This is a genomic window from Pseudomonas sp. Sample_10 (genome assembly GCF_004321495.1).
Lineage (GTDB): Bacteria > Pseudomonadota > Gammaproteobacteria > Pseudomonadales > Pseudomonadaceae > Aquipseudomonas.
In genome coordinates this window covers 1-7,837 of record NZ_RCOE01000015.1, presented here as the reverse complement: position 1 = coordinate 7,837, position 7,837 = coordinate 1, and the positions used below count along the sequence as shown (strand labels likewise).

Here is a 7,837-nt window from a genome sequence, read left to right as displayed (position 1 = left end):
CCCGGCAACCTGGCCACGGAGCCCGGCGCCACTGAGTACTTTTGCTTCGGCCATTTCTGTCTCCAATATTCTTGAATTTGTCAGAGAAAACTTATCTCGCTTCCTGTAGGAGCGAGCCTGCTCGCGATGCGGGGTATCAGGCTTCCCGCGTCAACATTGGCGTCCATCGCGAGCAAGCTTCGCTCCTACAGGGCGTTCTTTACTTCTTCGCCGCAAACAACGCATCGAGCTTCTGCTCGAAGGTGTGGTAGTCGATGCGATCGTAAAGCTCCATGCGAGTCTGCATGGTGTCGATGACGTTCTGTTGCGTGCCGTCGCGGCGGATCGCGGTGTAGACGTTTTCTGCCGCCTTGTTCATGGCACGGAAAGCCGACAGCGGGTACAGCACCAGCGAAACGTCGGCAGCGGCCAGTTGTTCGGTGGTGTACAGCGGTGTCGCGCCGAATTCGGTGATGTTGGCCAGGATCGGTGCTTTCACGCGGTTGGCGAACAACTTGTACATCTCAAGTTCGGTGATGGCTTCCGGGAAGACCATGTCGGCACCGGCCTCGATGCACGCGGCGGCGCGATCCAGGGCAGACTCCAGGCCTTCCACCGCCAGGGCGTCGGTACGGGCCATGATCACAAAGCTGTCATCGGTGCGGGCATCGACGGCGGCTTTGATACGGTCAACCATTTCCTGCTGGCTCACGATCTCTTTATTAGGACGGTGACCACAACGCTTGGCGCCGACCTGGTCTTCGATGTGAATCGCCGCCGCGCCGAACTTGATCATCGACTTCACGGTACGGGCGACGTTGAAGGCCGAGGAACCGAAACCGGTGTCCACGTCCACCAGCAGCGGCAAGTCGCAGACATCCGTGATGCGGCGCACGTCGGTCAGCACGTCATCCAGGCCGGTGATGCCCAGGTCCGGAACACCGAGGGAGCCAGCAGCCACCCCGCCACCGGAGAGGTAGATCGCCTTGAAACCGGCGCGCTTGGCCAGCAACGCGTGGTTGGCATTGATGGCGCCGACCACTTGCAATGGATGCTCGCTGGCGACCGCATCGCGGAAACGCTGGCCTGGAGTGCTCTTGTTGGAACTCATGACTCACCTCGTTTGGCTGTCGGGTTAACGCCGTCCTGGTAATGACGGGCGATGTTGCGTTTGGAGGCGCCGATGTGGCGGCGCATCAACAACTCGGCCAGCTCACCGTCACGGTCGGCGATGGCATCGAGAATTCGGTGGTGTTCGGCAAAGGCCTGGTGCGGGCGATTGGGCGTGGTGGAAAACTGGATGCGGTACATACGCACCAGTTGATACAGCTCGCCGCAAAGCATTTGCGTCAAGGTGCGGTTGCCGCTGCCCTGGATGATCCGGTAGTGGAAGTCGAAATCGCCTTCCTGCTGGTAGTAACCGCGGCCGGCCTGGAATGCCTCATCGCGCTCGTGGGTTTCGAGGACGCGACGCAGCTCGTCGATTTCTTCGACGCTCATGCGCTCGGCCGCCAGACGACAGGCCATGCCTTCGAGGGACTCGCGAATTTCGTAGAGTTCGATCAACTCGGCATGGTTGAGCGACACCACCCGTGCGCCGACGTGCGGCACGCGCACCAGCAGGCGCTGGCCTTCCAGGCGGTGGATAGCCTCGCGCAGCGGGCCTCGGCTGATGCCATAGGTACGGGCCAGCTCCGGCTCGGAGATTTTGCTGCCCGGAGCGATTTCGCCCTTGACGATGGCCGCCTGGATACGGCGGAAGACGTTCTCGGAAAGCGTCTCCGAATCGTCTTGGGTAGAAACCGGGGGATCGAGTTGATCCAACATATTGTCGACACCTTGAAAGCCAATGCCGCAAAAACTAACGAATACGCAGGGCTTAGTCAAAGGATAAATAGATATTGTCGACAATCGTCTAATAACCGCTTTGTTTTATGATCGTTCCTGCGCTCTGCGCAGGAACGCCGCCTGGAACGCTCCACGTTCCCCAGCGACGCCGGGCTCGAGTCCTGATGCGGAGCGTCACTGGATGCGTTTCCACGCAGAGCGTCGGAACGACCAACAATGCGGCGCCCTCTGTTTATAGCCACCGGCCAGCGCTGGCGCCAACAAACCACCGTGCTAGAATGCCGCCCGCATTTGTTTGTCACATCTGCACGGTCTGTCATAAAACACTGATAGGCATACGAAGGAGCTTGCGCAGCAATGCCGGGGTCTTGAATCGAAGTACGGCCCGCTGCGCACCAGGATTTATGAGACTCAAGCCCTTTTCCACCTTCCTTTTTATTCTTTGCCTGCCGGGTTTTGCCGCGGCGGGGGAAAAGACTGTGTACGGCCTCAATGAATATGCTTCCCTGGGCGGTATCGACCTGGAAGTGGCCGCCAAACTCGACACCGGGGCGAAGACCGCCTCCCTGAGTGCCCGCGATATCAAGCGCTTCAAGCGCAATGGCGAATCCTGGGTGCGCTTCTACCTGGCCATCGATGCCGCCCATTCACACCCGATCGAACGACCGCTGGCCCGTGTCAGCAAGATCAAGCGCCGAGCCGGTGACTACGATCCTGAAGAAGGCAAGAAGTACACCGCCCGTCCGGTGATCGAGCTGGATATCTGCATGGGCTCGGCTTTACGCAGTATCGAAGTGAACCTAACGGACCGAAGTGCCTTCCAATACCCGCTCCTGATCGGCTCCGAAGCGCTCAAACGCTTCGATGCGCTGGTCGACCCCAGTCTTAAATACGCTGCCGGCAAACCCGCCTGCGCTACCGACGCTCATACCGCAGAGTAATTCCAATGCGCTCTCTTACCCTTCATCTGAAAATGCTGATCGCCATCCTGGTGGTATTGGGCATTTCAGTTACGGCCTATCAGATCTTCGTGCTCGGCATTCCCGTCACCGAGGACGCCACCGACGACTTGTGGAACATCGACGCCAAGGTCGAGTTCGTCGCCAGTGCCAAAGACCCGGTCAAGATCCAGATGTTCGTGCCGCCGCTGAGCCGTGACTATGTCAGCCTCAACGAGAGCTTCATCTCCAACAACTACGGCGTGGCCGTGAACCGCGTTGACGGCAACCGCAAGGTGACCTGGTCGGCGCGCCGGGCCAAGGGCAACCAGACGCTGTATTACCGCTTGGTGCTGACCAAGCGCTACACCGCTGAAAAAGCCAAGATCAAAGGCCCGACCTTCCGCGACAGCATCGCCATCGAAGGCCCTGAAAAAATCGCTGCCGAAGCCTTGCTCGCGCCGATCCGCCAGCATTCGGCCGACGTCGAGACCTTCATCAGCGAAGCCATCAAGCGGGTCAACAACAGCAACGACGACAACGCCAAGATGCTCCTGGCCGGCGACCCGACCCCTGCGCACAAGGCGAAGATCGTCGAACTGCTGTTGTCCATCGCCCACGTCCCGGTGGAAAAGGTCCACACCGTCCGTCTGGTGGCCGACCAACCACAGACACCGGAACTCTGGTTGCGCAGCTTCAACGGCACCGACTGGCTGTATTTCAACCCGGAGACCGGCGAACAGGGTCTGCCGACCGACCGCCTGCTGTGGTGGACCGGCGATGAAAACCTGATCACCGTCGATGGCGGCAAGAAAGCCACTGTCACTTTCAGCATGAACAACAGCGAAATGAACGCCATTCGCCTGGCCAAGCTGACGGATGAAAACACCGACGCCAACTTCCTCGAATACTCGCTGTACGGCCTGCCGCTGCAAACCCAGCAGACGTTCATGATCATGGTGATGATCCCGATTGGCGTGCTGGTGATCCTGGTCCTGCGCAACCTGATCGGCATCCAGACACTGGGCACGTTCACGCCGGTGCTGATTGCCCTGGCCTTCCGCGAAACCCAGCTCGGCTTCGGCATCGTGCTGTTTACCATTATCACGGCGCTGGGGCTGTCGCTGCGCTCCTACCTCGAACACCTCAAGCTGCAAATGCTGCCAAGGCTTTCGGTGGTGCTGACCTTTGTCGTGGTGTTGATCGCAGCCATCAGTTTGTTCAGCCACAAACTCGGTCTGGAACGCGGGCTTTCGGTTGCACTGTTCCCGATGGTGATTCTGACCATGACCATCGAACGCCTGTCGATCACCTGGGAAGAGCGCGGCGGTGGCCATGCCATGAAAGTGGCGATCGGCACCCTGTTCGCCGCCTCCCTGGCGCACCTGATCATGAGCGTGCCGGAACTGGTGTACTTCGTGTTCACCTTCCCGGCGGTCCTGCTGATTCTGGTGGGCTTCATGCTGGCGATGGGTCGCTATCGCGGTTATCGCCTGACCGAACTGGTGCGTTTCAAGGCTTTCCTGAAAAAGGCTGACGCTTGATGTTCGGCTTCTGGAAAACCTGGAAGGCCCTGGAAGCCCGGGGCATCATGGGCATCAATCGGCGTAACGCCGACTATGTGCTCAAGTACAACAAGCGCAGCCTGTACCCGATCGTCGATGACAAGATCATCACCAAGGAGCGCGCCACCGCCGCCGGCATCCATGTGCCGGAACTGTATGGCGTGATCTCCACGGAGAAGGAAATCGACAAGCTCGGCGAGATCATCGGTGGGCGCAACGACTTCGTGATCAAACCGGCCCAGGGTGCCGGCGGCGATGGCATCATCGTGGTAGCCGACCGTTTCGAGGGTCGCTATCGCACGGTGTCAGGCAAGATCGTCGCCCACGAAGAGCTTGAGCACCATATCTCCAGCATCCTCACCGGCCTGTATTCGCTGGGTGGCCACCGTGACCGGGCGCTGATCGAATATCGAGTGATCCCGGACCAGATTTTCAAGAGCATCAGCTACGAAGGCGTGCCGGATATCCGCATTATCGTGCTGATGGGTTACCCGGTAATGGCCATGCTGCGCCTGCCGACCCGTCAGTCCGGCGGCAAGGCCAACCTGCACCAGGGTGCCATCGGCGTCGGCGTCGACCTCGCCACCGGCTTGACCCTGCGCGGCACCTGGCTGAACAACATCATCGCCAAGCACCCGGACACCACCAACGCGGTGGATGGCGTGCAACTGCCCTACTGGGACGGTTTCATGAAGCTCGCCGCCGGTTGCTATGAATTGTGTGGGCTGGGTTACATCGGTGTCGACATGGTGCTGGACCAGGAAAAAGGCCCGCTGATTCTGGAGCTCAATGCCCGTCCCGGCTTGAACATTCAGATTGCCAACGATTGCGGACTGACGCTGCGTACCCATGCCGTCGAGGCACGACTGGAAGAGTTGAAGGCCCGCGGCGCGACTGAAACCGTCGAAGAGCGGGTGGCGTACGTGCAGGAGATGTTTGGGCATATTCCGCCGGTCGAGGGCTGATCCTGATCTGATCGTTCCCACGCTCTGCGTGGGAATGCCTCAATGGACGCTCTGCGTCCGCTTTGGGACGCGGAGCGTCCCGGGCTGCATTCCCACGCAGAGCGTGGGAACGATCGACAAGCACTCAACCTGCCAATCCCCGACATCCCTCTAGGAGCAAATCCCCGAGGGGACTACAATCGCCACCCCGCCTCGATGGCTGATCCAACCCGCCCATGCTGACCTGCTCCGTACACCCGCTGCCCTATCGCGCCAACCCCGCCGAGTACTTCGCGGCCATTCGTCATGCCCCTGGCGCCGTGCTGCTCGACAGCGGCCGCCCCAGCGCCGACCGTGGCCGCTTCGACCTGCTCAGCGCCTGGCCGCTGGAACAACTCACGGTTTCGCCTGACGAAAATGGCGGCGATTTCCTGCAACGCCTTCGCGACAATCTGACACGACTGGGTGAAGCACAGGTTCCCCATGAGCTGCCGTTCGCCGGTGGCCTGATCGGCTACCTCAGCTATGACTTCGGCCGCCATCTGGAGAATCTCCCCAGCCAGGCACGGGACGACCTGCAATTGCCGGACGCGCGTTTCGGTTTATACGACTGGGCGCTGATCAGCGATCACCAGCAGATGACCAGCCAGCTGGTGTTCCACCCGACATTGGCCGACAGCGAACGTCAGCGCCTGATCCAGCTGTTCAGCCACCCCGCCGGCGAAACAGTCCTGCCATTCAAATTGCAATCGCCGATGAATGCCGATCTGAGTGCCGATCAGTATCGCCAGGCCATCGAGCGTATTGAGCAATACATCCAGGCCGGCGACTGCTATCAAGTCAACTTCGCCCAGCGTTTTCGCGCGCCTTGCGCGGGTGATCCATGGGCGGCCTATAACGCATTGCGGCTGGCGTGCCCGACACCCTTTTCCGGGTTCCAGAGCCTGCCCGACGGTGGCGCCGTGCTCAGCCTGTCACCGGAGCGGTTCGTCAAAGTCAGCAAGGGCCATGTCGAAACCCGCCCGATCAAAGGCACACGCCCGCGCGGCCTGACGCCTGCCGAAGATGCGGCAAACGCTGCCGAACTGCTGGCCAGCCCCAAGGACCGCGCAGAGAACCTGATGATCGTCGATTTGCTGCGCAACGACCTGGGCCGCACCTGCCGCACCGGTTCGGTCTCGGTGCCGGAACTGTTCAGCCTGGAAAGCTACCCGAACGTGCATCACCTGGTGAGCAGCGTGACCGGAGAATTGGCGGATGATCGCGATGCGCTGGACCTGATCGCCGGCAGCTTCCCTGGTGGTTCGATTACCGGCGCGCCGAAAATCCGCGCGATGCAGATCATCGATGAGCTGGAGCCCACCCGGCGCGGGCTGTATTGCGGTTCTTTGCTGTACCTGGACGTGCGCGGCGAAATGGACAGTTCCATCGCCATTCGCAGCCTGTTGGTCAAGGATGGGCAGGTGTGTTGCTGGGGCGGTGGCGGAATCGTCGCGGACTCCGAGTGGCAGGCCGAGTATCAGGAATCGATCACCAAGGTGAAGGTCCTGCTCGATACCCTGCAGAACCTATAGCCTTTTGTGGCGAGGGAGCTTGCTCCCGCTGGGATGCGAAGCACCCCCAAACCAGACACCGCCTACAGTCAGATAGAAGGCATGACCGGGTTGCGACTGCTGCGCAGCCGAGCGGGAGCAAGCTCCCTCGCCACAGGTGATGTTTACAAACTCAAGGTACGGTTGGAAGCCTTGATGAACTCCTGCTTCAGTTCCTCAAACGTATGCACCGCCGGGAACTGCGGGAACTCTGCAATGACGTTATCCGGCGCGTGGAACAGAATCCCCGCATCCGCTTCGCCCAGCATCGTGGTGTCGTTGTAGGAATCCCCCGCCGCAATCACTCGGTAGTAAAGGCTCTTGAACGCCAGGACTGACTGACGCTTGGGATCTTTCTGACGCAACTGATAGCTCGTCACCCGCCCACTGTCATCGGTGATCAGACGATGGCAGAGCAAGGTCGGAAAGCCCAACTGACGCATCAGCGGCTGGGAGAATTCGTAGAAGGTGTCCGACAGGATCACCACCTGAAAGCGTTCGCGCAGCCAATCGACGAACTCGATGGCGCCGTCCAGCGGCTTGAGGGTGGCGATCACTTCCTGAATATCCGAAAGCTTCAGGCCGTGCTCGTCGAGAATCCGCAGGCGCTGTTTCATCAGCACGTCATAGTCGGGAATGTCCCGAGTGGTGGCCCTGAGGGATTCGATCCCGGTTTTTTCGGCGAAGGCGATCCAGATTTCCGGAACCAGCACACCTTCAAGATCCAGACAGGCAATTTCCACAAGACACTCCCATTTGTATTGTTTATTGGTCGAGCGAGCTAAAAGACTGCCGAACTCTAGCGATTCCGCCCCCACCGCGCAACGCAGAGGACGCCCCGACCGACGCAGCTTTTTGTTACCATCGGCCCCATATAGAGCGCCCAGCGCCACCGACCTGTAGGAAGCCGCCCTGATGAGCCCAACGTTCGACGTCGTGGAACTCGCCACGACCTATGCCAACAAATCCGC

The 7,837-nt window shown here is 60.1% G+C and carries 7 protein-coding genes; 4 read left to right on the top strand and 3 right to left on the bottom strand.

Going from position 1 to position 7,837, the window contains the following annotated elements; translation table 11 throughout:
* Nucleotides 1-199: 199 nt before the first annotated feature.
* The gene (gene prpB, locus D8U18_RS01455; RefSeq protein ID WP_056856953.1) at nt 200-1,090 is read right to left on the bottom strand and encodes a methylisocitrate lyase; all 891 of its coding nucleotides are present in this window, start codon (nt 1,088-1,090) and stop codon (nt 200-202) included.
* On the bottom strand, nt 1,087-1,806 hold the full coding sequence (locus D8U18_RS01450; protein WP_056856952.1) for a GntR family transcriptional regulator: 720 nt from the start codon (nt 1,804-1,806) through the stop codon (nt 1,087-1,089). The genes prpB and D8U18_RS01450 overlap by 4 nt, the downstream gene beginning before the upstream one ends.
* A gap of 425 nt (nt 1,807-2,231) precedes the next feature.
* On the opposite strand from D8U18_RS01450, the gene D8U18_RS01445 reads away from it, so the two are divergent.
* The 4 genes from D8U18_RS01445 (at nt 2,232) to pabB (ending at nt 6,848) form a co-directional block, all read left to right on the top strand.
* A complete protein-coding gene (locus D8U18_RS01445) occupies nt 2,232-2,768 on the top strand; it encodes an ATP-dependent zinc protease (RefSeq protein WP_130906136.1) in 537 nt (178 codons plus the stop codon).
* Between the two features lie 5 nt (nt 2,769-2,773).
* Nucleotides 2,774-4,309 (top strand): inactive transglutaminase family protein, encoded by a 1,536-nt coding sequence (locus D8U18_RS01440; RefSeq protein WP_056856950.1) that lies wholly within the window; start codon nt 2,774-2,776, stop codon nt 4,307-4,309.
* Nucleotides 4,309-5,295 (top strand): alpha-L-glutamate ligase-like protein, encoded by a 987-nt coding sequence (locus tag D8U18_RS01435; RefSeq protein WP_130906135.1) that lies wholly within the window; start codon nt 4,309-4,311, stop codon nt 5,293-5,295. The genes D8U18_RS01440 and D8U18_RS01435 overlap by 1 nt, the downstream gene beginning before the upstream one ends.
* A gap of 215 nt (nt 5,296-5,510) precedes the next feature.
* Complete coding sequence (gene pabB / locus D8U18_RS01425) at nt 5,511-6,848, top strand: aminodeoxychorismate synthase component I (protein ID WP_131106860.1); 1,338 nt, start codon at nt 5,511-5,513, stop codon at nt 6,846-6,848.
* Between the two features lie 143 nt (nt 6,849-6,991).
* Here pabB and thrH read toward each other — a convergent pair whose 3' ends face one another.
* A complete protein-coding gene (gene thrH, locus D8U18_RS01420; protein ID WP_056856947.1) occupies nt 6,992-7,609 on the bottom strand; it encodes a bifunctional phosphoserine phosphatase/homoserine phosphotransferase ThrH in 618 nt (205 codons plus the stop codon).
* Nucleotides 7,610-7,837: the final 228 nt, after the last annotated feature.